Genomic DNA, 21,212 nt, shown 5'->3' on the forward strand with positions numbered 1-21,212 from the left:
CGTCTCTTCATTTCAGAATTGCGCCTGCGGTGAAGCTCTTCTCCATCTGATCGCTGAACAGCACATAGGCGAGCAGAATCGGCAGCGTAGAGATCACCATGGCTGCGGCCAGCGGTCCCCAGCTAATGCTGTACTGGCCGCTGAAGTTCATCAACCCGAGCGGCAGCGTCCGCAGCGATTCCTTCTGGATGAAGGTTGCCGCCATCAGCAGCTCATTCCACACGGCGAGGAATACGAAGATCGCAACCGAGGCAAGCGGCGGCTTCAGCAGCGGCAGCACGACCTTGAAGAAGGACTTCACTACCCCGCAGCCGTCGATGAACGCAGCCTCCTCCAGCTCCTTAGGCATGCTCCGCAGAAACGCCGACAGCATATAGACGCCAATCGGCAGATTCACAGCGATGTACGGCAGGATAATCGACAGCCGCGAGCTGAGAAGGCCGAGATTCTTCAGGATCATGAACAGCGGGATCAGCGTAGCATGAATCGGCACCATGACCCCCATGAGCAGAATGAACAGAATCAATCCGTTATATTTGAATCTCATCCGTGTCAGCGCGTAGGCCATCATCGAAGCGAACAGCAGCACGCACAAGAGGGTAATCAGCGTAACTGACACACTGTTGAAAAAGTATTGATTCACCTTGGCGCTTACCCAGGCTTCTGAGAAATTGCTGAACCGCCATTCTGTAGGGAGCGCCCAGACTACTCCACCGATAATCTCCGAATTGTCCTTAAATGCACTTACCACAAGCCAGTAGAGCGGGAACAACTGGAGGACGGCAATGAGGCCCATCAGTAGATAGATGCCAGTGTTTTTGGTACTCTTCAGCATGTCCGGTCCTCCTTAATATTCAATTTTTTCACGGGTCAGCACTTTATTGAGTACCCAGGCGATGATCAGACACTCCAGCACCATGAACACGGCAAGTGCGCTGCCGTAGCCGAAGTTCTGCTTCAGGAAGGCTTCCTGGAACATTTTCAGGGCAATCATGGTCGTGGAATGCAGCGGTCCGCCATTCGTCATAACATACACACTTTCAAAAGTCTTAAGCGCATAAATCACGTTCAGCACGACACAGATCCGCAGCACATCAGACAATAACGGAAGCGTGATATAACGGACGGCCTTCCAACCGACAGCTCCGTCCAGCTTCGCGGCCTCATAGTATTGCTCTGAGATACCCTGGATACCGGCAAATAGGATCAGCATGTTATAACCTACATAATGCCAGGTCGTTACGATCAGGACTGACAAGAGTGCCGTCTTGGTATCTCCAAGCCAGGCCTGGGCCCAGCTGCCTAGGTGAGCGGCTTCCAGCAGCGTGTTCAGCATCCCGATGTTCGGATCGTAGATTTTGACCCACAGCAGACTGACCATCGTCGTTGACATGACCACCGGGAAAAAGTAAATATTGCGGAACCATTTGCGTCCCTTCATCTTTCGGGAGACCAGCAGCGCCAGGCCGAACGAGAGCGGAAGCTGAACGAACACGCCTGTCAGCAGGAAGGCCACACTGTTCCATACCGCCTTCCAGAAGCTTTTATCTGCGGTGAACATCTTGGTGTAATTGTCCAGGCCCACGAAGGCCATAGGGTTAATCCCGTCCCACTCCTGGAAGCTGTAATACGCCGTCATGAGGATCGGCACGAAATAGAAGACCAGAAATACGGTTAAACCGGGCACTAGAAACAAAGCGATTAATTTCTTATCCGAGAGCGCTCTTTCCATCACTATCCACCTATCAGAGTGCAGAAAAGCGATGCGGTCCAAGAGACTGCATCGCCTTTCCGCTATTATATTTGTAAAGCGTGTCTTACTCTGCCGAACGGAGCAAGGTTTCCAGCTGTGCAGTGTATTCCTCAGGCGTCAGGTTGCCGCCATAGAGCTGCTGCGTCATATCGCGGTATTCCTGACCTGTATCTGCCGACAGCAGGCCGAACCACATCGCCTGGGTTTTGGCTGTTTTGCTGATATCGGAAGCATAAGCGGAGAGCTGCTCATTCTGCGATTCCGACTTCACTTCGCTGGCGGCATAGCCCGGCAGGCCTTTGCGTACGAATTCATCATTGAGCTTGAGGGACAGCTTAATAGCGAATTCCTTGGCTTTGTCGAGATGCTTAGAGCTGTTGTTCACGAACAAGGAGTAAGGTGCCGCCGAGTTCTGGAAGCCGATCGTCGCACTGTAGACATCCTCTGCACCCGTCTTCGGGAATGCGATATATCCGAGATTATCGCCCATGGCCTTCGACAGCGCGCCGAAGTTGAAGCTGCCGTCAATCCAGATCAGCGCCTTATCGTTCTTGAACAGCTCCTGGGCATCCAGGTAAGCCGAGCCGAGGAAGCCCTTCTGGAAGGCATTGCTGCTTACCAGGGTGGCTACCTGCTTCGCTGCATCTACAAATGGAGCATCTGTAAACTTCGCATCGCCCTTAATCGCATTGTCGAAGGCGTTAACGTCCTGACGCGCTACGAGCATGTTGTACAGCAGATCGCCCTGCCATCTTTCCTTGCCGCCGAGGGCGATAGGGATGATCCCTTTAGCTTCGGCCTTGGTTACAAGCGCCTGAAGATCGTCCCAGCTTGCCGGAGGCGTAGCGCCCAGATCGCTCATCAGCTTTTTGTTATAGTAGAAGACCAGGGTTGTACTGATGTTGGAAGGAACGGAATAGATATTGCCGTCTTCCTCCTTCACCAGCTGGTTGTCCAGAAATTTCGCACCAAGTCCCGTGGAATCCAGGGTATCGTTCAGCGGGGCTACCGTTTTTGATTGCAGTACAGGTGTCCGGTAGGACTTCCCGGCATGCTGCTGGAAGACATCCGGCAGCTCATTGGCAGCCAGTGCAACACTGATTTTAGTCTTGTAGGTCTCGTCCTGTATGTACTCATAGTTCAAATCCACGCCGACTTCCGCTGCGGTAGCCTCGGCAGCAGCCTGATACATCGGATCTGCATCGAACATCCATAAGGAGACAGATTCCTTGCCTTCCGCCGGTTTCGCATCCTGATTCTGAGTTGCCCCTTCGTTACCATTGGCTCCTCCGCAAGCACTAAGCACTACACTGCTGAGCGCGATGGATGCTGCAACTACCCCAAGCTTTTTTCCGAACATTTGTGTTGGACCACCTTTCAATATTTCGGGTTTTGACTTACAGGTATCATCTTAACAAGTGAACCGCCGTGCACGAATGGAGATATATTGGTTCTAACAGTAAAATTTTTAGGTATGTCAGATTACTTTACACTTAATTTACGGAGCGTTCCCATCTTAACGGCAGCTTTACACAGGGTTAACTTTAATCAGCGAAAATGTCTAGAGTAAAGGGCTGGAGTAACCCAGCCCCTCCTCATCAAACCGTACGTGAGGTTTTCCCTCATACGGCTTTCCGATGTTTGTCATTCATGGGCATGCAGATTACAATAGCGTTTTTAGTCCGCACTTATTGGCCATATACTTGACCTCCGGGAATGAACTCATCCATCTCCTCCGATTTCTCTTCTTTGCATACCACCGGGTGAATCGCTGCAGAATATACCAATCCAGCTTCGCTAACCTCTTTTGGCTATACTTCGTGTAATAATAATTTCTCCATCCCTGTATCTTGGGATTGAGCCATTCCACGTGTTCCTCAAACGATTTCCAGCGCATGCCGGGTGGTGCTAATCGGTCTTTGACCACGCCCCGGATACGTTCCTCTGCCTTCTTCGTTAGCCACTGCTGTGTGGTATAGTACACCTTCCCTTGAGAGGTTTCTGCTTTCGTTTTTCGGTGGTGCATTCCTAAGAAGTCGAAGCCTTCGTCTCCTGTCCACAGACCTACAATGCGGGTTTTGGTCGGATGTAGCGTGAGTTCCAGACGTTCCATAATGTTGCGGATGAGTTCATACGCATGTTCCGCATCCTTTTTGGTTTTACAGACCACAACGAAGTCGTCTGCATACCTCGTCAGTTCTCCCAGCCCACTTCCGTGTTTCTCCCATAATCGGTCAAAGTAGTTCAAATAGATATTCGCCAGCAGTGGCGAAATCACGCCACCTTGGGGTGTCCCTAAATCGGAGCGCCGTACGTTTCCTTCTTCCATCACTCCCGCATGTAGCCACTTCCGTATCAGCTTCAAGATCCGCCTGTCATTGATACGCATTTGTATTAACTTCATGAGCTTCTCCTGATTGATATTGTCGAAGTAGCCTTGGATATCGATGTCGACTATCCAATTTCCTTTGCGGTTGCAGGCTTTACGGATTCGCTCCAACGCTCCTTTCGCACTTCGTTTCGGACGAAATCCGAAGGAGACTTCTTTAAAATCGGCTTCAAAGATGGGTTCAATCACCAGTTTCGTTGCCATCTGTAGGACTCGGTCACGCACGGTAGGGATGCCTAGCGGTCTTGGCTTCCCGTCTTTCTTTGGGATATAGTGCCGACGTACGGGCTGCGGATGGTAGCTGCCTTCTTTCAGTTCTCGCTCGCATTCCTTGAGGAATCTTGTTTCTCCTTGTTCTTCAATATCTGCGAGCGTTACGGCATCTACTCCCGCAGCTCCCTTATTCGCTTTCACCCGTTTCCAGGCTTCGCATAGCACATCCCACCGGTAGACTTTGTCGTACAAGGCGTGGAATTTACGCTTGTTGTTCTCCTTGGCCGCATGACCTAGCTTTTCTTGGAGTTCTTGAACTTTTTCCTTGGGTGTCGTTAGCCGTTTGGCATTCACTCACTCGTACCTCCTCCAAAAGCGTAAACAAAGCAGGGCTCCTTCCCTCCCTAAGGTTATGTTGTCCTTAGGTTCTTCGGTACTATAAGCCCCTCGGACTCCCTTCCCACAGACGGTTCACTTCGTCTTCTGGACTTATAGAGCGTCTCTTTACGGGTTCCTTAAAAAAAAAATTCTTTTTTTTTCTCCCGTGTGGGGGAGGGTCTCCCCAGTTCACTGCATTATCTTTCAATCCATGCCGTTCCCTATACGCCGGAGGATTCTTCACTGCTGTTCCAAGTTCTGTACAGTTTCCTTGGCCTTCGTCTATTGATTCGAGACTCGGCATCCTCTCATCCCCTTCGCAGGGCCTTTTTGACGACGCGGCAAGATTCACTTCATGTTGCGGCCTGGATTGTTGCTCGCCCAGTCTCTGACCGGTACTTTTGTCGATGCGCTTTTACTCACAGATTTCGCCATGCGCAAGCATCCTAGCTACAAAGGTGGCTTGGTCCCTCCTTTGGTTGGACTTTCACCAACTAGATAATGCGTGCCTCTGGGCACGCAATCAAATGAAAAAGCCCGGCTGCAAAACACCGGACTCTGAGCATAGCTGCTCTTTATATATCCGAATAGGAACCGCTGTAGACGGTATTCGGGGTCATGCCGTAGCGTTTCTTGAAGCATTTGCTGAAATAAAACGGATCTTTATACCCCACCTGGCGCGCTATGGTGGCAATCTTGGGAGCCGGTGCTTCCTCCCCGGAGCTCCCCTGGCTGAGCAGCTTCATGGCCTTGCCAAGACGGACGTTCGTCACATATTCCACAAAAGACTCGCCGGTCTCCTTCTTGAACGCATGGCTTAAATAGCTCGGGTTCACAAACAGGGCGCTGGCCGTACTCTGGAGTGATAATGTATCCTCGGCGTAATGTGCCGTCACATAGGCGATGGTCTTGCTGATTAAGGCCGTGCCGCTGCTCTGCCGCTTCTGCGCACGGGCATCGCCTGCCTGCGGCTCCTGCACATCCCCGGCTTTGATTCTGAGCCGGTTGATGTAGCGCTCGGCCTCCCACTTCTCTGTCAGCTGCGTCCGGATCGTGCGGAGGGCCTGTTCGACAGCATCCTCATCAACAGGCTTCAGCAGATAATGGTCTGCGCCAAGCGATATAGCCTGCTGCGCATAAGAGAAATTATCGTAGCTGGTGATAAAAATCAGCTTGGCCGCCGAATTCAACTTACGGACTTCCCCAATGAATTCAAGCCCGTTCATATTCGGCATCTCAATATCCGTAATGATGAGATCGATTGGCTGCTCCCCGATGATCTGCAATGCGGCCGTGCCGTCATCCGCTTCTGCGGCGACCTCGAACCCGGCGGCCTCCCAGTCCACCAGACGGATCAGGAGCTGCCTGAAATAATATTCGTCATCCACAATCAGGACGCGGGCTACCGGTGCTGTACTCATAGTCTGACTGTCCCCTCTTCCTGTTCGTTCGTCTGCATAAGCAGCGGCAAGCGCAGCTTCACTTCTACGCCCTGGCCTGGCTCAGAGGTCAGAGAGATTCCATAGGCCCCGCCGAACCGCAGGCGGATGCGGTCTTGAATATTTCGGAGTCCGAAGCTGTACCTCTCCGTATTGTCATGCCCCGACCAGATCATCCGCTGCTGCTCTTCGCTTATGCCTTTGCCGTTGTCGCGTACGGTGAAGCAGAGCCGGCTCTGTCCATTCGTGGTTTCCGCTTCGCAGGTAATTTCACACCAGCCTCCGTCCGCCATCCCTCTAATGCCATGGTGGATCGCATTCTCGACCAGCGGCTGAAGCAGCATGGTCGGCACCAGGCAGGACTCCAGCCCCGGCTCGAACCCTATCCGGTAGTTCAGCTTAGGAAAACGGATCTGCTGAATATACAGGTAGCTCTCCAGATGCTTCTGCTCCTGGGCCACGGTAATGAGCTCCTGTCCGTTGCTAAGTGATATCCGGTAGAACTCACCCAGCGCCTTCAGCATCTTGCTGATGTCCTTCGCCCCCGACATCACCGCCATTGCACGAATCGTATCCAGTGTATTGTACAGGAAATGCGGCTTGATCTGCGAATAGAGCAGCCGCAGCTCCAGCATCCGTTTGGTCCTCTCTTCCGTCTCCACCTGGACCATCAAGCCCTGGATGCGCTCCACCATTTCATTGAAGGTAGCTCCGAGCCGCCCGACCTCATCCTCAGAATCGGCGGCGGCGCGCCGCTCCAGATTCCCGCTGCCCACTTCGACAATTACCTCGCTAAGCTGGCTGAGCGGCCGGGTCAGCCGGCGGGCGAACAGAACAGACAAAAGCACTGCCGACAGGATGCTGATCAGGCTGAACCCGGCCAGCAGCAGAGCGATTTTCCAGTACCCGTAGGTTAGCTCAGATATCGTCACCAGCTGGACTAGCTTCCAGTCATAGGGAGTGAGACTCTGCATGGATACTAAATAACGGTCTCCGGCGACCTCCTGGGTCCGGGCCCCTTGTGAGACTGACTTGACCCAATCCGTGAGGGATGCCTCCGGGACCGGCTGGTTCACCCTTGTGGCTTCATTCGCAGAGATGATTCTTCCATCCCGGTTAATGACCAGCGTAGCGCTCTCCGGGTTCTGTTCATTATGATAGAGGCGGGCAAGCGTCCGCTCGTCAATGTTGACATAGATATAGCCAAGCGGGGTCCCCTTCTCCATGCTCTTAATGACCCTGCCCACACTGATCATATTCTTATGCTTCATCCCGGACAGAAAAGCAGGCGTCAGCGAATCCGCCCAGACCGCCCCGCCTCTGGCTGCATCGATCTCCGCTTTGGGATAGATTCCCAGACTCTCCCGGGTCACGCCGGTCAGATTGGAGGTGTAATAGAGATTGCCGCTCAAGGATTCTATAATTACGGAATCAATATTCGGCTCGGTTACTAGCATCGCTGCAAGTGTATTGTAGATCGACTTCAGTGCAGCAACATCATTGCCGGTACCGGTATCGCTGCTGAGCAGCTTCTGGGTGTCCTGATTGATCAGCACGAACTTGGTGAAATTCTGGACCGACTGGAACACCGTCTCCATCGACTGCTTGACCAGCTTCACTTCCTGCTGTGAGCTTGCCGTGGTTCTCTCCAGGGTCTGATTGAAGACAATCCGCTGAATGCTGACCATGAAAATCACCAGTGCCAGCAGGACAATCAGGAGGTTGCTTAGCAGAATCTTCCGCCGCAGCGGCATACTTCCGCTGAATAGAAAGGGCATATACGCCCTTAACCTCTTCAAGAGGGATGGATATGGCATGAACCGCTTCATCGTTCCCTCCGTTACATGTATGGTTGTACATGTATTATACACAAATTACAACAACAGAAAAGCAGCGGCTCTCCATAACTAAGAGAACTGCTGCTTGTAGGGATTTGGCTTAATCAGACTTCTAAGGCATCATTCACAATCTCATTCAGCTTCTTCAGCTCGCTGGCCATCGGCGTCAGTACCGACCTTGCCTGCTGAGCCGCCGGCTTGCCGAGAATATACTTGCTGAAGTTCTCCAGGGTACCCGACGGGCTCAGATCGAGCAGCAGCCGCGGCCCGCCGGCAGTCAGACCCTCCAGTGCTGTGCGGAAATTCATCGGCTTCCTCACCACATCCCACAGGAAGGATTCATCCACCGTTTGCACATTTCCCCCGGTCATGGCCGATACCAGTGTCACTCCCGGAGCAGGCGTCTTGTAATCGATCTTTTGCATATATGTACGATAAGGCTTCTCCAGTTCATCGATGAATGAGGAATGGAAGGCGTAGTTCACAGGCAGCTTCAGACTGGCCACACCCTGTGCTCTGAGGAACTGCTGGATTTCGCCGGTATGCCCGCTGCTGCAAGCGATGGTGAAGTGCTTGTCGAAATTCACAGCGATCAGCTCGGAGCGGGTGTTCAGCTCGGCGTTCCGGTGATAGAGCTGCACATGATCCAGAACAGCAATCATCGCGCCGTTGTCGCAGGTATCCTCCAGCAGCCGTACTTGCGTCACAATCAGCTCCAGCACCTGTTCAGGCGTCAGCACCTTAGCCACCGCCAGCGCAACATACTCCCCGAGACTGACTCCCAGCGTGTAGCGTGGGGTTATTCCCTCAGCTTCCAGAGTCTCCGCGAGCGCGTATTGCACCATGAAGATTGCAGGATGGGAATAGACAATATTATCGAAGCTGGCGCCCTTACCTCGTGAGTTCTGATACAGCTCTTCAATCACGCTCTTGCCGGTCAGCTGATGAACAATCTGATCCAGGCGTTCCATCGATTGCCGGAATACCGGCTGCTTCCCGAACAATTCAAGCCCCATTTTATTATATTGCGAGCCTTGCCCGGAGAACATAAATACGATTTCGCTGTGCATTTCCGTCCCCCCTGATTGTAGAGCGGCTTATTTGAAATCAAGCAGCCGGGCATTATTCTTACGGTTCCTGAATTTCACAAAATGATTGATATCATCAATCTGGAAATACAGATTATTTTTGTAGAGATAGCTCATCTCTTTGCCGGGCGGATCGCCGAAGGAATGTCCCGGGTATACCCGGGTGCTGGGAGGAATCAGCCGGATGAGCCGGTGGATGCTGTTGAACATATCCTCAGCCGAGCCTCCGCTACTGTCGCATAAGCCGCAGCCTTCAATAAATACCGTATCCCCGGAGAACAGATGGTCCTGCCCCCAGTAACAGACACTTCCCTGCGTATGGCCGGGTGTTACAAGACAGGTAATCCGTGAATCACCGATCCGAATGAGGTCCATGTCCTCGACGGTTCGGAGCCGGTTGCAGCGGTATTTATAGTAATCTGCCTCGGTTTTGGAGATGTAGACAGTGGGACGGTAGAGCAGTTCAAGCTTCTTCACCATATTGGTATGATCAAAATGAGAGTGGGTCAGCAGAACAGCCGTGACTGTGGCCTCATGCGAATCCAGAATACGGATCATCTGCGATACATCCCAGGATGGATCAACTACAAAAGCTTTGCGGGAAGTCTTGTCAATACCGAGATAAGCGTAGTTCAGAAAATTCATGCAATGCGTTTTAATCGTAAACAGATCATAGGTTGCTTCCATGCCCGCCTCCTTGAAGATTTGATAGATCTAATTACCATAATTTACAGGATGAATCTACTAAATTATCATCTACTTTTTCACGAACTGTCAATGAATGTTATTGCTTCCATAGCAAAAAGCCTGCAATCTAGCATTGCAGACTTTTCCACATTTCGGATGATTCTATTTAAGCAGGATAACCGCCCCCTGGCGGTGGCCATGCACCCTGCAGACGGCGGAGCAGAACAATCTCCCCCAGGTGATAGGAGTTATGGGAGGCGATATTGCGCAGCAGCCCGCCCTTGGTCTCCCCTGGAAAATGGGCTAATGGCTCGTCAAGTTGTGCGCTCTGAGCGATAGCAACCGCCTTATCGACACCTTGCAGCAGATGTGCGATGGCCTCCTGAAGCTGGGGTTCCTCTGCCGGGGCCTTCTCCGCAGGCCAGCTCTCCTGTACGCTTGCAGGCCGCTGAGGCTGGCCGCCCTCCAGGTGGGTCAGCATGAAATCCTGCCAGAAGCCCATATGCTTCACCAGCTGATAGATGGAGTAAGGAATTCCTTCTATTGTATAACCTGCAAGCTCCAGTGTCAGATCCGGCAAGGCCCGGGCGATCGGAATATGCCCGCGCTCTCCCACCAGAGATTTCACCAGTGCTTGACCAAAAGCATGATTGGATTCGGACATCAGTATGCTCCTCCTATTAATTGCGCGAAATATAATTTACCGAAATTCAATATAGCCGGATTCTAACGCTTTGTCAATAAGCATCCGCCTGTACCTTAAACATCTGGAAGTAATGTCCCTGAAGGTTCATCAGTTCATCGTGAGGACCAGCTTCAAGAATACGGCCAGCTTCCATATAATAGATGCAATCCGAGTCTCTTACGGAGGACAGCCGGTGCGAAATTACGATGACAGTGCGGTTCATTGCAGCTTTGTCCATCAATTGCATCCACTTGTATTCTGAGATGGAATCTAATGCACTTGAGGGTTCATCTAGAACCAACACAGAATGATCTCTGTACAGTGCGCGGGCCAATGCCACTTTTTGATTTTGACCGCCAGATAGAATGATCCCCTCCTCTGAGAATTCTTTGGTTAGCTCAAGCTCTATCTTGCTCTTATCCTTTAGAAATAAAGAGAAATCTATGTTGTCCAATATATCGATCAGTTTGTCAATCTCTTCTGCTGTAGGGTTAGACTCAAACAGAATATTCTCAATCAGTGAACAAGCATAGCTATTATGATCCTGAAACACGGTATCGAACTTAGACAGGTATTCTTGTTTATTGAAATTTCTAATATCCGCTCCTTTAAATTCTATTGAACCTTTGGTGACGTCGTATAGACGCATCATAAGCTTGATTAACGTACTTTTCCCTGCACCATTCTTACCTACAATCGCTATTTTCTGTCCAGCTTTAATGGCAATGTTTATATTGCTCAGAACATCGGACTGATTATTATAGCTAAACGACACATTAGTCATTTGAAGAAGATAAGGTGATAAATTGGCCTGCGGAATCCCGGAATTCCCGTCTGTTACCTTGTTTCTATAGTTGCAAAAGGTACGGAATCTTTCTATGTATATGTTATGCTCCTGAAATGCCTGGATTCTCTCTATAATCTTGCCGAGATTGCTGCTCATAAGCGCAACAGCTTCTTTAATCGGGATAAAATCTCCTGCGCTAAGTGTCTGGGTAACGACGATTTTATATATGAGGTATAGCAAGATCAAAGTGTTATTAATATGAGTAAAGGCATCACTAACTAAGTACAATTTCGTAAACCGGTTACTGAATTTTTTATAGAGTTCAATTATATTTTCAACACCCTCTAGAAACAGGTCTTTAAGCACTACATGAATATTGGTTATACGAATATCTAGCGCATTGTCACGAAGATAACTGGTCCGGAGCACATAATCCATTTTTCTTTTTTCGGGGATGATAGCATGGGTTCGCTCCATTCGGGCCTTGATCATCCTTGTTCTGACAAACGAATCTCCAAGAATAGGAATAGCAACAAACAGCAAGATTAGAGGATCACTAGTCAAAATAAAAATTCCGGAAAATGTTATGGAGAAAATCGTTTGGCTCAGTTGAAATAAACTATTTAAGAAGAGAATCGGCCTTGTGGAGCTTTCTTCTACAGAGTAGATATATTGGTTGTAGTAATCCGTATCGTCATAGCAATTGATGTCTACCTCATTAGCCTTCTTGAAAGCAACATGTTGAAACCCGGAAATGATGATAGGATCAGAACGTTTTATGTAATATTCCCAAGCAGAATCGTAAGCAAGTTTAATGGTTTTGAAGCCAACTACAATAGAAATCATAATGATAATTCGTCTGAAGTCAAAATTATTCATTAAAGCATCTAAGATTACTTTGATGGCATACACCTTAATGAACCAAGTGTCGAAAGCAACAAATAATGCGGTAAGAATTAGGCCCGGTATTCTGATCCAGTCATATACGAAAATTGATTTCAGGTAAAATATGCTATTGTTAAGAGAAAATTTCTTGCTCATTCTATTTCACCTCCAGCCCTGTGTTACAGGTACTTTTCTGCTTGAAGTCTATAGAGTTCTGAGTATTTCCCTTCCTGACTCATGAGCTGTTCATGTGAACCGCTCTCCATGACCGTGCCTCCATCAATCAAATAGATCTTATCCGCTGATTTGGCGGCTGTTAACCGATGGGAAATAATGATAATGGTCTTATCATGGAAATGTTTCAAAATGTGATTGAATAATTGATATTCGGCTACAGGATCTAACGAACTGGTCGGCTCATCAAGGATAATGAAATTTCTTTTGCTCACAAAGATACGGGCTATAGCCATTTTTTGATATTGCCCTTTGGATAGGCTGAGGCCATCGGCACTAAATTCAGAGGTTATGTAGGTATTCAATAATTCTTCGGGCGTACGATCCAGGTTCAAATTAACCTCATGAATGGCTTGCCCGATTTGCTCGGACACAGCATCTGCAGATGTATCCACTTTGTCCATTAATATATTTTCCGCTACCGTACATGCATAATATTGAAAATCCTGCTGCACTACTGAGAACTGCTTACGATACTGCCGTATATCTTGCTTCCGAATGGATCCCCCATTAATTGTGATCTCACCGGAGTAATGGTCGTACAGACCGAGCAATAACTTGATGATAGTGCTTTTTCCTGATCCGTTGACTCCGACCAATGCTATCTTTTCCCCTGGATTAAAACGAAGGTTAACCTTCTCTAACACCTGTTTGTCATTTGCTGCATATCCAAAGCTTACATTTTCAAAAGCGATAGTATTGCCGGTGTTTAATGGAACAGGTAATCCTTTTCGACTCTCCAAAGACTTATCCGGTTGCAAAAAGAGAAATAACTTATCTGAATACAGCTGATATTCTTTCAGTGAGGTAATGACTTCGGTCAACCCGAATAAATAGTCTGAAAAACTATATACTGCAATTGTTATAGGAATTATATTAGCAGCCGAGGTCCCGCTTTCACTGTGAATTAATGAGAATAGAAGAACTGCCATGGTTCCCCAATATAAGATGACCTCATGATTAAAAGCTCTCAAGAATTGCAGAGCACCTGTTTTCCAGCCATACTTTTTCGTGGAGTGTAAGATTTCCTTTACAGCATTATCGTACAAATTCAACAAGATCTTCTGTATGGGATACAACCTTAGCTCTAACGCATATCTTTTCATATAAAAGGTTCTTTCAACATATTGCTTCTTTCTATTGGGCGAGAGGATGTCCTGGTCGAACTGGTATTGCGTCTTTATTAATGTAGTATTGATTATAAAGGCTGCACAGACCGTTATAATTACTATACCTACCAGTTCAACATGCATAACTCCAATGACTGAAACGGTTGCGATGATCCCCACTACATTCGATAACAAATTAGAGATTAACAATATGCTCCCCGTCGTTCTCTGCTCAACCTGGTTGATGGCAAAGGGAAAATCGTTAAGATAAGCTGCGTTGTCCAAGTTTTTAGTATCTGTGTGCATTATCGTATGTATTAACTGTGCAACAATTTTTTTGTGAAGAATCTGCCGGGCAACGGGATCTATTTTGCTGTAATACAAGGATGTACTAATTCCCCCAAGCGTGACAACGACTTGAATGAAGACAACAGGGATTATAATCTCCATAAAAGATTTATTCGTGCCTATACCGTTCAATACGACCTGGATTAGAATAACCGAACTCAAAAAGTTACAGAGTACACCAAATATATTATTGAAGATTGTATAGGACGACCAAAGTGGTATAGATTTATATGTTAACTTCAACATCTCTACATAGCTTTTAAGCAATTCCAAGGAAGTCCCTCCGGTTCCACTTCAGACTAAACTGTAATCTTATATTGTTATTGTATTCCTTTGGTTTTTTTCAACAACCTTACAGATTATAGGCTTTCGGTTAGCACGTTCAGAAATTTGCAACATCAAAAAGCGAAACGCTTGAAGCTCCGTTCCGCTTTTTGATCTCAGGCTATGGTGTTCCATTCCAGTTAACGCTTATAAAGTACGCAGAATACCTAACAGCTCCTCCGACATCCTGCTTACTTCCTCGACAGAAGCATTGACCTCTTGCGTCAGTGCAGCCTGGGCATCGGTCAAGCTGGACATGCCGTTGATGGTGCTGATAATATGGTCGATGCGGTCATTCATCTCCTGCGTGGTTTTCTCAATATTGTTCGAAGCCATCTTGCTGTGGTCTGCGAGCTTGCGCACCTCACTTGCCACAATAGAGAAGCCCCGGCCATACTCCCCCGCATGAGCAGCTTCAATGGAAGCATTCAGCCCGAGCAGACTGGTCTGATTCGAGACCTCGCTGATGAATTTGGTGATTTCTTTGGTTTCATTCGTTTTTTCTTTCACATCAACTGCAGCCTTGTAGGATTGCTCCTGGACTTCGGCGATATCCTGAGCTTGCTCTGTTACCGATACAATCCCGTGAACAATCTCGTTAATCGCAGTCAGCAAGCCTTCCATCTGCAGGTTTACCCGTCTGATTGTATCCTCTTTATTGATTTCCTGCGTAATATCACGAATCGTTCCTGCTACCCGCAGAGGGATGCCCTGCTCGTCCCGGATCGTTTCACCGCCTGCGTGATACCAGCGATACTCGCCATTTTTGGAGCGCAACCGGTAGTTCACTGTATAGTCCGTTTGCCCCGTGTAATCATTCAAATGATTGGCGAAGGCATCCAGCGTGGGCTGAAGATCGTCCGGGTGTAGCTGGTTGCTCCAGCTGCTTAACAGGTTCGGGAAATCATGCTCGCCTTCAAAACCAATCGTTCTGCGGAATTGCTCCGACCACCAGAACTCATTATCCGGGTTGACCGGATCGCCTGCGATAACCACCATATCCCAAGGTGCTTCCACCAGGGCACGGTTCACCAGATCATAGCGGACAACTAGTGCGCCCAGCTGGTCCTGCTTGATTTTTTTATCATGAATATCCAGCAAGGCTCCGGCTACCATAATAGGTGATCCGTCAGCTGCACGTACGGTTGTGCCCGTCGCCTGGAACCATTTGTACTCGCCTGCTTTCGTCTTGAGCCGGTATTCAATGTCGTATTTGATCGTGCCCGTCCGGTCCAGCATATGATCCGAGAACAGCTGCAGTACGCCCTCTTTATCCTCGGGATGAAGGCAATTGGACCAGCTCTCCAGCACATTGGGGAAATCATGCTCATCCGTATAGCCGATCATCCGGCGCAGCTCATCGGTCCACCTGAACTCATTGAGCGGATTCACCGGATCCCCCTCATACACATCCATTTCCCACAGGGAGATCTCAATCGCTTCAGTGATCATATTTAATCTGACCTTATAGTAATCCTCGCGTTTATGTATCACGGATGACAGGCGCTTCAACAAACCGAGCATTTCATCTGAATTAGAGGAAAAATATGTATCGGACTGCTCCTCCTCTTGGCGTTCGGCCAACTCAACATACTGTTGTAAGGCATCGATCAGCTTACGTTCGGCTTGCGGCGCATCACCTTGTGGGGCTTGGGCGGCGTTTCCTTTGAATCGGTTCAGTAATGGCATGTGGTCTCAGTTCTCCTCATCTCGTGGTGTGCTCTGCTTGGGAAAGCTAGAATGAGTATATAACACGCATGAGATTTAATATATAAATTTATATTTAAAATTCAATATAAAACAGCGGCAGAATAAGACTTGACAAAAAGCCTCAGACTGCCGCTGTTATTTGACTGACGTTTTGCATTTTCTCAAAAATTTTCGAAGAAATCTAATCCACTTGGGCTCGTATGCTTCGTTAATTGGAATCCCTTAATAATAAATATTATAATGGTCCATTCTCCATAGCTTTAAAAGTCCTCCAGGAACATCATGCTTATTTACAGGTGAGCTAGGATCTGCTCTGAAAAAATACTCATTACATGCAATACAGTACTGCTTTATTTTCCAGATTAGAACTTGTTTTCTTTGGATCAGGGAAACAGTTGGATTTTCTACACTTGCTGATGGACGATTAGGCCATAGTAGGATAGTAGTTGGAGAAAGGGCACTTAATTTTTCATATTTTCTACTGAGCAGCGAGACTGAAGCAATTTAGTTGTACAATTTCCACTTGCTTCCTCCGTTTCTGCCAAAACCAACTGAACAAGATACGTTTATCCACCTACTTGCTGCCAGGTAACATCTACTAAAAAGAAAATACCAAAAAGGCACCCCGCTGACGAGGCACCTTACCTTGAATGTGAGATTATAGACTGTTGAGATAGACTGAATTACCGGAGAAGGTGCGCTTACACCTCCAGCTCCTCCGGGGTCCAGTGCAGCTGAACACCGAGCGCAATCAATTGCTGCTGATAGGCCTCTAGATGCTCTGCCGATTCCCTGACCGCCGCCGGCTCCACCTGCTGCCTGATGGCATAGGCCGCGAGGGTGCCCGCAGCTTCGCCGATATTCCATTCCGTAGGATGCAGCCGGTAGCAGCCGTTGGCGATTTGGGTCATGGAGATGTTCTTGCAAGCCGGGAGCAGGTTCTTGACCCGTACCGGGATCAATGATCCGAGAGGAATCTCGTAAGGATGATTCGGGATATAGAAGGTACGCTGGCTCACCGTCGTGGGATGAAGATCCAGATGATAGCTGCCTACCCCTACGCTATCCTCATAACGCTTAGGCCCGGCCGGTCCGCGCAGCTCCTTGCTCACATCCTGCTCTGCTATCGTATACAATCCGCGGATGCGCCGGGATTCCCGGATATAAGGGGCCTTGGCCAGCCCGTCTTCTGTGCCGAGCACATCTCCGCGCAGGCGCACGCCCGGGTAGCCCTGCCCGCCGTCCAGGCGGGGCGCTTCGGTCTGGAGCCAATACACGAGTGAGAGGGTAAGCTGTCTCGCCCCCTCCAGGTGCCGCTCCCGTTCCTCCGGTGATACGCCGATAATTGACCCGGCATAGTAATCGTTCAGTGCCCAGTTCAGCAGAGTGACTTCGCCGTCATTCAGCGGCTCCGTCCAGATGTCCGGGTCTACGATCCGCCGGTAATCCCACAGGGAGACAATCCCCTGCTCATTCGGGAACATTGTGAACTGCTTCAGCTTGCTAGTATCGTCAGCATCTGAAGCGAACCAGCTTAAGATCGGATACTGCGAGAACGATGGGACATATTCGCGCCAGTAATCATAATCTCTTGGACGCGGGATTGTATAGTCTCCATCCGGAACATAGTCCACCGCCGCCACGTGGGTAATCGACTGCATGTCGAGCGGGTCTGCGGCCTCCAGGGCGTGCGGCTCCCCTGTCTCACTGCGGGCTTCAGCGCCGCTGACATGCTCCACTCCGGCCAGCGGCAGCATATCGCCACATTCCGTGGCATCCAGATAGCAGGCTCCCCGCAGCCTGATCAGGTCACCGCCCGGCCCCTGCCGGACGGTAACTCCAGTAACATAATCGCCTTCGGTATCGGCCGCTACTGGCACCGTATGATAGAGCACCTCGATCCGCCCGGTATTCACATACGGGGCAAGCATCTCCTGCAGAACAGCCAGTGCTACCTTCGGCTCATGTGCCAGCCGGCTGACCCAACCGTTGCCGGGATTCAGTATAGGATTACTCCTGGAATCTTCTGTAAGCGGATAATTCCGCCTGTAATACTCCCTAACTCTGCTGCGGAACTCCCGGTAAGACGCGGTACTGCCCGATTCCTCAATCCAGCGGTGCTCATCCGGCGGCACGGCCTGGGAGGTCAATTGCCCGCCCAGCCAGTCCGTCTCCTCTGTCACAAGCACCCGCAGCCCGGCTTTGGCTGCGGCCAGCGCCGCCGCCGTTCCTCCAAGTCCGCCGCCGATAATTACTACATCCGAACGCTTCTCCTGTTCGCCAGCCATCTCTCCATCTCCTCCCTGCCTCAGCAATTAGATCTGTCTTTCGCCTTCGTCCCGGCGCAGCCGTTCCAGAGCCAGCCGGGCCGCGCCGAAGCAGCCTGCCCGGTTGCCCAGCTCCGCTGGCACGATCCGGGCGGCCAAACTGCCGCCCGCCTGCCCGGCCAGCAGCGGCCACCAGACCGCGCGGCTCTGAATGACCCCGCCGCCGATAATAATTCGCTCGGGGTCTACCGCCGCCCCGATGTTAGCTGTCACCAGCGCAAGATCCGCTGTGAAGCGCTCCAGCACCGCCAGCGCTGACGCGTCGCGCTGCTCCGCCGCCGCCATAATCTCCCGCCCGTGCGCATACGCCCGGCCGGTCTCCTCCAGTGCCAGACGCAGCAGCGCCTGGCCGGACACATATTGCTCCACGCAGCCGCGCTTGCCGCAATTACAGGGGCGACCTCCCGGCACCAGCACGCTGTGCCCCCAGTCGCCACCGCTCCAGGCGGCTCCGCGCAGCAGCCGGCCTTCCGCCAGATTAGCCCCGCCGACCCCGGTGCCCAGGGTCAGCATGACCAGGCTCGACCTGCCGCGCCCCGCGCCCAGCCAGGCCTCGCCCAGCAGCGCCGCGTTGGCATCGTTATCGGCCGACGCAGGCCGTCCGAACGCAGCCTTTGCCCACTGCGTAAGCTGCATCCCCTGCCAGCCGGGCAGATTATCGGTGGCGTAGACCACCTCGCCCGTATCCGCATTTACCCTGCCCGCCGAGCCAATCCCCAGCGCTTCCACCGCAGGATGGCCAGCCAGCAGTTCCTCCACCAGGCTGTGGAGCTGGCCGAGAATAACCTCCCGGCCCAGCCGGGCCTCCGTGTCTCGCCCGGCTTCTGCCAGAATCGTCCCTGCTTCATCGGTCACAAGCCCCTTGATGCCTGTCCCCCCGATGTCCACACCTATGACTTGCCGCATTCGCACCACCTCCACTACTCTTCGCGCGAGCACATTGTATGCTGTTTTCCACATACATTTGCCCACGCACACCCGCGTTGGTAGAATGTATGCTGTTTTTCACATACATTCGCCCGTCTGCCCTCGAAACAGCAAATTGTATGCTGTTTTTCGCATATACTTGCCCCACTTGCCCTCGCACCAGCCGAATGTATGCTGTTTTCCGTATACATTGGCCCGTCTGCCCTCGCACCAGCAAATTATATGCTGTTTTCCGCATACATTCGCCCGTCTGCCCTCACACCAGCACCTCAGCCCCCGCCCATCCCTTAACCGTTACACGATACATCACATACCATCACTTCATTTCCCCCGCACCCTAGTAAATCCGGTCAATAACCGCCCGGGCGGTTACCTCCTTCATCCGCTTGGTCTCTTCGGCATGGAGCTGCTCCAGTCCCTGGCAGAGCAGGTCGATAATGAACAGCTGGGAGACCTTCGCCCCTACGGAGCCGCCTTCCAGCGGGGATTCCTTCCCGGCCGTCAGCAGCACAATGTCGGCAATGGAAGCAATCGGGGACTTGGCATAGTTAGTCATGGCAATGACTTTGGCCCCGTTCTGCTTGGCCTTCATCAGCATGTCATTTGTATCCAGTGTGCTGCCTGATACACTGATGCCAAATGCCACATCGCCCGCTCCCATCGTCACCGCCATCATCGACTGAATATGGCTGTCGGAATTGGCTTCGACACGCCGCCCGATCCGCAGGAAGCGGTTCTTGGCGTCCAGTGCCGTGATCCCGGAAGAGCCTACGCCGAAGAACTGGACATACCGGGCCTGATCCAGAGCGTCTACCGCCTGCTGCAGCTGCTCCCGGTCCAGCATCCCGAGACTGGATTGCAATACACCCACCATTAAGTCATACAGGTGGTCGGCGTAATCCCCTCCGCCTGCCCCCTGCTCGCCATCCGCCTGAGTCTGCCGCTTCGGCAGGCCCTGGGCCAGCATCAGTTTGAAATCCTGATAGCCCTTGAAGCCGATTTTGCGGCAGAAGCGCATCACCGTGGTCTCGCCCGTTCCGGCAAAATCCGCCAGCTCAGTCACAGACAGATAGATCAGATTATCCGGATGCTCAAGCACACACCGGGCTACCTTTTGCTCAGACTTGGTCATGGACGGGTAATACGTGTTGATCCGGTCATTCATTTCCATTACGGTTCATCCTCACTTTTCTCGCCGCTGCTGCGAACGGCCGGGTGATCAGCTGCGGCCGGGTAATTGCGGAGCCTACCACCACCGCATAGGCCCCCAGGTTCAGCGCTGCCTCCACTTGGCCGGGCTGGCTGATCCGGCCTTCGGCAATGACCGGAATCTTCAGCCGCTGTGCAGCCTGCTCCAGCAACTCCAGATTCGGCCCTTCCTGCTGACGGGAATACGGTGTATATCCCGACAAGGTGGTCGAGACGCAGCTGACTCCAAGCGATTCAGCGTATAGCGCTTCCTCCAGAGTGGAGATATCCGCCATGGAAGCCGCCGGGCTTGCCGTGAGCAGGTCTATGATCTGCTCCAGCGTACAATTCCCCGGCCGGGTCTGCCGGGTCCCGTCAAAGGCTATAATATCCGCCCCCGCTTCCAGCAACTCCTCAGTCTCTCTAAGCGTAGGGGTAATATAGACGTCCGAATCCGGGTAGTTGCGCTTCACGATGCCGATCACCGGCAGCGCAACTGCCTGCTTGATCGCGCGCACATCTGCCGCCCCGTTCGCCCGGATGGCGATGGCCCCGCCTTCCGCTGCCGCCACCGCCATCCGGGCCATAATCTCCGGCCCGTGCAGCGGCTCGTCAGGCAGCGCCTGGCAGGATACAATCAGCCCCAGATGCAGTTTTTCCAGTATATTTTTGCTCAGGGTCCCCACCCTCTCTCCTTATATTCTATATCCATTGAACAAGTACAACATCAGAATTCAACTAGTAAGAATTACTGTAACCAGCCGCATGCCAAGGGTTGTGATGCCCCGTGTAAGGTACACGCGATATGCTTAAGTGCATTCTGTACAATTAAATCATCTGATGTTCGGCCTATGATCCGTTTAGTTGTATTTTGTACATTTAAAATGCCTGCAGTGCCTGTGT

Annotated in this window: 16 protein-coding genes; all 16 read right to left on the reverse strand. The window is 51.0% G+C overall.

Translation table 11 applies throughout. The features are described from left to right. Positions 1–7 precede the first annotated feature (7 nt). The 16 genes from MHH78_RS19825 to MHH78_RS19900 all read right to left on the reverse strand — a co-directional run bounded on the left by MHH78_RS19825 (position 8) and on the right by MHH78_RS19900 (position 20,986). Entirely contained in the window at positions 8–835 is an 828-nt protein-coding gene (locus tag MHH78_RS19825) for a carbohydrate ABC transporter permease (protein WP_341168534.1), read from the reverse strand. Positions 836–847: 12 nt separating this feature from the next. Then, the gene (locus tag MHH78_RS19830; RefSeq protein ID WP_036690801.1) at positions 848–1,732 is read right to left on the reverse strand and encodes a carbohydrate ABC transporter permease; all 885 of its coding nucleotides are present in this window, start codon (positions 1,730–1,732) and stop codon (positions 848–850) included. Between the two features lie 85 nt (positions 1,733–1,817). Continuing rightward, complete coding sequence (locus tag MHH78_RS19835) at positions 1,818–3,113, reverse strand: ABC transporter substrate-binding protein (protein ID WP_341168535.1); 1,296 nt, start codon at positions 3,111–3,113, stop codon at positions 1,818–1,820. A gap of 303 nt (positions 3,114–3,416) precedes the next feature. Continuing rightward, positions 3,417–4,709, reverse strand: a complete 1,293-nt coding sequence (gene ltrA, locus MHH78_RS19840) for a group II intron reverse transcriptase/maturase (protein ID WP_340825768.1) — start codon at positions 4,707–4,709, stop codon at positions 3,417–3,419. Positions 4,710–5,308: 599 nt separating this feature from the next. Next, complete coding sequence (locus MHH78_RS19845) at positions 5,309–6,154, reverse strand: response regulator transcription factor (protein ID WP_341168536.1); 846 nt, start codon at positions 6,152–6,154, stop codon at positions 5,309–5,311. Continuing rightward, on the reverse strand, positions 6,151–7,950 hold the full coding sequence (locus MHH78_RS19850; RefSeq protein ID WP_341168537.1) for a cache domain-containing sensor histidine kinase: 1,800 nt from the start codon (positions 7,948–7,950) through the stop codon (positions 6,151–6,153). The genes MHH78_RS19845 and MHH78_RS19850 overlap by 4 nt, the downstream gene beginning before the upstream one ends. 164 nt (positions 7,951–8,114) lie before the next feature. Then, complete coding sequence (locus MHH78_RS19855) at positions 8,115–9,080, reverse strand: acyltransferase domain-containing protein (protein WP_341168538.1); 966 nt, start codon at positions 9,078–9,080, stop codon at positions 8,115–8,117. Positions 9,081–9,107: 27 nt separating this feature from the next. Continuing rightward, positions 9,108–9,785: an MBL fold metallo-hydrolase gene (locus MHH78_RS19860; RefSeq protein WP_036726939.1), complete on the reverse strand. Its 678-nt coding sequence runs from the start codon at positions 9,783–9,785 to the stop codon at positions 9,108–9,110. A gap of 166 nt (positions 9,786–9,951) precedes the next feature. Further along, complete coding sequence (locus MHH78_RS19865) at positions 9,952–10,449, reverse strand: DinB family protein (RefSeq protein WP_341168539.1); 498 nt, start codon at positions 10,447–10,449, stop codon at positions 9,952–9,954. A gap of 73 nt (positions 10,450–10,522) precedes the next feature. After that, positions 10,523–12,298, reverse strand: a complete 1,776-nt coding sequence (locus MHH78_RS19870; protein WP_341168540.1) for an ABC transporter ATP-binding protein — start codon at positions 12,296–12,298, stop codon at positions 10,523–10,525. A 23-nt stretch (positions 12,299–12,321) separates the two neighbouring features. Further along, positions 12,322–14,106, reverse strand: coding sequence for an ABC transporter ATP-binding protein (locus MHH78_RS19875; protein ID WP_341168541.1), 1,785 nt, complete (start codon positions 14,104–14,106; stop codon positions 12,322–12,324). A 198-nt stretch (positions 14,107–14,304) separates the two neighbouring features. Continuing rightward, complete coding sequence (locus MHH78_RS19880) at positions 14,305–15,846, reverse strand: methyl-accepting chemotaxis protein (protein WP_341168542.1); 1,542 nt, start codon at positions 15,844–15,846, stop codon at positions 14,305–14,307. Between the two features lie 722 nt (positions 15,847–16,568). Continuing rightward, positions 16,569–18,155: an FAD-dependent oxidoreductase gene (locus MHH78_RS19885; protein WP_341168543.1), complete on the reverse strand. Its 1,587-nt coding sequence runs from the start codon at positions 18,153–18,155 to the stop codon at positions 16,569–16,571. A 27-nt stretch (positions 18,156–18,182) separates the two neighbouring features. Further along, a complete protein-coding gene (locus MHH78_RS19890) occupies positions 18,183–19,100 on the reverse strand; it encodes an ROK family protein (RefSeq protein WP_341168544.1) in 918 nt (305 codons plus the stop codon). Positions 19,101–19,458: 358 nt separating this feature from the next. Beyond that, positions 19,459–20,292 (reverse strand): MurR/RpiR family transcriptional regulator, encoded by an 834-nt coding sequence (locus MHH78_RS19895; RefSeq protein WP_341168545.1) that lies wholly within the window; start codon positions 20,290–20,292, stop codon positions 19,459–19,461. Further along, complete coding sequence (locus MHH78_RS19900) at positions 20,279–20,986, reverse strand: N-acetylmannosamine-6-phosphate 2-epimerase (protein ID WP_340827820.1); 708 nt, start codon at positions 20,984–20,986, stop codon at positions 20,279–20,281. The genes MHH78_RS19895 and MHH78_RS19900 overlap by 14 nt, the downstream gene beginning before the upstream one ends. Between the last annotated feature and the right edge of the window lie 226 nt (positions 20,987–21,212).

This window comes from Paenibacillus sp. FSL H3-0333 (genome assembly GCF_038002805.1).
In the GTDB taxonomy this organism is placed as follows: domain Bacteria; phylum Bacillota; class Bacilli; order Paenibacillales; family Paenibacillaceae; genus Paenibacillus_AQ; species Paenibacillus_AQ silagei.

What these genes read in the sequence shown, in the direction of transcription:
- MHH78_RS19845 (WP_341168536.1), bottom strand. Translation starts at nt 6,154, where the DNA reads ATGAGTACAGCACCGGTAGCCCGCGTCCTGATTGTGGATGACGAATAT.
- MHH78_RS19835 (WP_341168535.1), bottom strand. Translation starts at nt 3,113, where the DNA reads ATGTTCGGAAAAAAGCTTGGGGTAGTTGCAGCATCCATCGCGCTCAGC.
- MHH78_RS19830 (WP_036690801.1), bottom strand. Translation starts at nt 1,732, where the DNA reads ATGGAAAGAGCGCTCTCGGATAAGAAATTAATCGCTTTGTTTCTAGTG.
- MHH78_RS19895 (WP_341168545.1), bottom strand. Translation starts at nt 20,292, where the DNA reads ATGGAAATGAATGACCGGATCAACACGTATTACCCGTCCATGACCAAG.
- MHH78_RS19825 (WP_341168534.1), bottom strand. Translation starts at nt 835, where the DNA reads ATGCTGAAGAGTACCAAAAACACTGGCATCTATCTACTGATGGGCCTC.
- MHH78_RS19855 (WP_341168538.1), bottom strand. Translation starts at nt 9,080, where the DNA reads ATGCACAGCGAAATCGTATTTATGTTCTCCGGGCAAGGCTCGCAATAT.
- MHH78_RS19850 (WP_341168537.1), bottom strand. Translation starts at nt 7,950, where the DNA reads ATGCCCTTTCTATTCAGCGGAAGTATGCCGCTGCGGCGGAAGATTCTG.
- MHH78_RS19890 (WP_341168544.1), bottom strand. Translation starts at nt 19,100, where the DNA reads ATGCGGCAAGTCATAGGTGTGGACATCGGGGGGACAGGCATCAAGGGG.
- MHH78_RS19885 (WP_341168543.1), bottom strand. Translation starts at nt 18,155, where the DNA reads ATGGCTGGCGAACAGGAGAAGCGTTCGGATGTAGTAATTATCGGCGGC.
- MHH78_RS19880 (WP_341168542.1), bottom strand. Translation starts at nt 15,846, where the DNA reads ATGCCATTACTGAACCGATTCAAAGGAAACGCCGCCCAAGCCCCACAA.
- MHH78_RS19870 (WP_341168540.1), bottom strand. Translation starts at nt 12,298, where the DNA reads ATGAGCAAGAAATTTTCTCTTAACAATAGCATATTTTACCTGAAATCA.
- MHH78_RS19865 (WP_341168539.1), bottom strand. Translation starts at nt 10,449, where the DNA reads ATGTCCGAATCCAATCATGCTTTTGGTCAAGCACTGGTGAAATCTCTG.
- MHH78_RS19860 (WP_036726939.1), bottom strand. Translation starts at nt 9,785, where the DNA reads ATGGAAGCAACCTATGATCTGTTTACGATTAAAACGCATTGCATGAAT.